Origin of the sequence: Paenibacillus vulneris, from assembly GCF_039543185.1 — a bacterium.
GTDB classification, from domain to species: domain Bacteria; phylum Bacillota; class Bacilli; order Paenibacillales; family NBRC-103111; genus Paenibacillus_S; species Paenibacillus_S vulneris.
Window position 1 is genome coordinate 1 of record NZ_BAABJG010000062.1, and the last position, 3043, is coordinate 3043.

Annotated in this window: 3 protein-coding genes and 1 pseudogene; all 4 read right to left on the reverse strand. The window is 49.9% G+C overall.

The features are described 5' to 3' along the window. Window positions 1-1686 (reverse strand): tape measure protein (locus ABEA66_RS36090; protein WP_345595378.1); only part of this gene is annotated, 1686 nt, incomplete at its 3' end. Window positions 1687-1717: 31 nt separating this feature from the next. Further along, a complete protein-coding gene (locus tag ABEA66_RS36095; protein WP_345595380.1) occupies window positions 1718-2044 on the reverse strand; it encodes a hypothetical protein in 327 nt (108 codons plus the stop codon). A gap of 63 nt (window positions 2045-2107) precedes the next feature. Next, a complete protein-coding gene (locus tag ABEA66_RS36100) occupies window positions 2108-2761 on the reverse strand; it encodes a hypothetical protein (protein WP_345595382.1) in 654 nt (217 codons plus the stop codon). A gap of 11 nt (window positions 2762-2772) precedes the next feature. Then, window positions 2773-3043 (reverse strand): annotated as a pseudogene (locus ABEA66_RS36105) (hypothetical protein); the annotation flags it as partial.

Genomic DNA, 3043 nt, shown 5'->3' on the forward strand with positions numbered 1-3043 from the left:
TAATACGGCTTCGCCACGATGTAGAATCGCGGGCATACCGTTATAAGGGACCTCCGAAATTCCTGTTGCTTTTTTCGGTGCTCCGTCCCATACGTTTGACATAACGCCGTTCGAGGTCGATTTTAAGTTATCGAAAAATTGGTCGGACGTCTTAAGGCCTAACTTATCTGGTGTGATCGATTTTGACATCTCAGCGAATGCGTTGTACATGGAGTTGAACCACGGAACCTCCATGAGTTTCCCGTCCTTGTAGTAGAACCTTTTAGATCCGTCGTCCCGAGTGTCAGTTGTCGGCGAGCCCAAGTATTTATCCAAATAACCCTGAGTGCCAGTAAACAACGCGGCAGCTAGTTTTAGTCTGGCTCCTCCTGGTGTTACAAGAAGTGCTACAAGAGATGCCGCTTCCGGATTTTCCTTCGCAAACGCCTTCATGCCGTCTAACATACCGTCCGCTAATGGCCTACCTATATCCATTCCGATCTGCTTAAACGGAGTGTATGACGCTTTAACGGCGCTGCTGACATATCCAACTAACGTTTTTACAGTATCGTCAATCTGCGTTTTACCACCATTGTTATACCACTCGTCAAACGTATCCTTAAAGCTTTCGATGACGAATCTGAACTTTTCGCCTAATGTCTCGGCCTTTGCAAAGTCAGGATTGTCGAAGAAATTCTTCTTTACGTAATTAAACGCTTTTTCAACCTTACGTATGATCGCGTCTGACGCGTACGAGGCCGCACGTCCGATCGAATCTCCCCATTTCGTTATCTTGTCCTGGTTCTTATCGATCCACGTTGTAAGCTGTTTAAAGCGCGGAGCTAACGCCTTACTGATTCCCTCGCCCCATTTGACAAGGAGATCATTCTCAAACGTATCCTTTAGCTTGTTGTACATGCCGCTAAGAGTCTTCGCCTGTTTCTCGCTCAGGCCGCCGTATCTCTTATCCAAGCCGTCAAGAATGACCTTAATCGCTTTATCGGCGGGTACTAGTCCCTTACTAACGAGATCGAGCGTAGCCGCCTGCGTGATCTTCATTTTATCAGCGAGAATCTGAACCGACGGAATCCCCATCTCGGCGAGCTGCAGGATCTCATCTCCCTGTATCTTGCCCTTCGCTTTCATCTGACCGAACGCCACCGTCATCCGTTTAATTCCGTCCGTGCCGAGTCCGAGACCGGCTGATGCATCCGAAAAGTTACGCAGCATTGGTATAACACTTTCCGCAGCGAATCCGAATCCGAGCATCTGGCGCGAACTTGTCCGAAGGCCCTGTAAATCGAACGGGCTGTCAGCGGCATAGTTTTTCAGATCGAGTAAAAATTTTTGCGATTTCTGTGGGTCCCCAAGCATGGTTTCGAAGGCTATTTGCGCCATCTCCGCATCAGAAGCGAGTTTCAGCGCTGCCTTAGACGTTTTATATAGTCCGGTACCAACCGCAATCGACGCGGCCGCCGTCCCGATGCCCACTATCGCGGTGGACGCTTTGCCGGCGCTTGATACAACTCCGGTCACCGCGCTGCTGACTGATGAGGCAAATCCTTTAAAACTCGATGATGCACCCGCCGTAGTCCGCGATACAAGCTGCTGGGATGCGCTCAGCTTATCATTAGCGCTTTGATACAATTTAGTAGCACGATCGACGCTGCTTATTTGGCGCTCTACCCTTCGTAACGGGGCGCTCATGTTGTCGATTAACTTCAACTTTGCTATCAAATCAAACGCCATTAGCGTTCAGCCTCCTTTCCTGCAGGCCGCGTGCTGCCTTCTCAAATTTGCGGAAGCTCTTACTCAACATCTCCAACCGTTTACGCGTAGGCTGGGCGTAGCACTCGTGTAGCGCATCGATAACAGCGTTTAAACGGTAGCCTAATCGTGCGTGGTCCGGCCCAAACTTCCTCAGCTCACCGGCCAGTTTCCGCAGTTCAGCGCACTCTAACGGCCATCGATCGGCAAACCGTACGAGATGCACATGTTTTGTCGCCACGGTTAAAATACCGGTTAGTTCGGATATTCGCCGCAGCGTTGGTAGATCATTGCTCATCCTCTGCTCACCCCTCTGTATACAAAAATAAGAGGCCACCTTGTAGGGCGACCTCTTTTAGTCTTAGTATCTTTCTTCGATCTCGCGTCCGTCAGCGACGGAATACTTCCGGATAATGCCGTGTTTTAGTGCGTTGTCTACCTCCTGCTGGACAATGCCGTATTCTTGGCGATTACCTCCGCGATAGCTAAACGATTCTTCTGGGAAACTTGGCTTTTCACCCGCGAAATTTGCATTTGTCTGTTCAGCAGACTCGCGCCAAATGTTAAACGCTTGTTTTCGCATATCATGATAATCGACAACCGCCTTGAGATACGCATATTTAGCGTCAGCGATCTTGCGCAATGCCTCGGCGTAATGTTCATCGAAATATTTACGCGCTTCTTCGCGACCTATCTTGATTGCCTGTTGTGCGAGATCGCGCTGTTTGTCCATGCCCATCATGCTGGCACGCCGTTGTCTTTGCTCTGATCCGGATAAATCTAGCGTCAGTTCTGCTACTTTTTTGCGGAGCTCGGATTCCTTCCTCGTGTTTGCCAGCGCCGGGTCCTCGATTGCTTTATCGACCGCCGCGTCAAGTTCCGCTCTTGCACGCTCTAACTCTGCCTGTATCTCGGCCGCGCGATCGTTAACGCGCCTTGATTGCTCAGTTGCCGTTTGGACCGTCTCCTGATAAGCCGCAATTGCCGTTTGTACTCGCTCGGGTAGTTTAGTCATTTAATCGTCTCCTATCGGATTATTTTTATTGGATTAAGCAATATGTCGGCATAATGCCTGAGCAAACCGCTAATAGAGCGTGCCTGATCCAACGCGTCTACAGCTTCGTCAACCACTGCGATTTCTTCCGGAGAGGCGTCAGACTCATCCTTTTTGAATGTGCCGAGTTCGCACGAACTGAAGCGCCGCATAATACGCTTTGTTGTTTTGCATAGAGACGGATATAGCGCTGGATTGAGGTCGAGCAACTCAAAACACACTGCTTCCGCTACGGTTTCGTCC

What these genes read in the sequence shown, in the direction of transcription:
- ABEA66_RS36095 (WP_345595380.1), bottom strand. Translation starts at nt 2,044, where the DNA reads ATGAGCAATGATCTACCAACGCTGCGGCGAATATCCGAACTAACCGGT.
- ABEA66_RS36100 (WP_345595382.1), bottom strand. Translation starts at nt 2,761, where the DNA reads ATGACTAAACTACCCGAGCGAGTACAAACGGCAATTGCGGCTTATCAG.